Raw genomic sequence first — 233 nt, forward strand, 5'->3', positions numbered from 1 at the left:
CTTGCCGACACCGGCCATGCCGTCAATGGCTTCGATCACCACTGTCGATCCGTCGCCATCGCCGGACAGCGCGGCCAGCAGTCGGGTCATTTCCGCGTCGCGACCGGTGAAGTCGAGGACGTCGCCGGGAAGGTCGTTGCGGGCGGCAGGCATTCCGGCTGGTCGGACCACAGCCAGGTCGGGGTCACCGCGCAGGATTTGTTGGTACAGCTCGGCGATCTCGCCACCGGGGT

General features: G+C 67.4%; 1 protein-coding gene. It reads right to left on the reverse strand.

Annotation, left to right across the window (positions count from 1 at the left end):
- Positions 1-233: hypothetical protein (locus tag F0L68_RS42635; protein ID WP_188316804.1), on the reverse strand; the 233-nt coding region annotated here is incomplete at both ends.

The organism is Solihabitans fulvus, assembly GCF_008386585.1.
In the GTDB taxonomy this organism is placed as follows: domain Bacteria; phylum Actinomycetota; class Actinomycetes; order Mycobacteriales; family Pseudonocardiaceae; genus Solihabitans; species Solihabitans fulvus.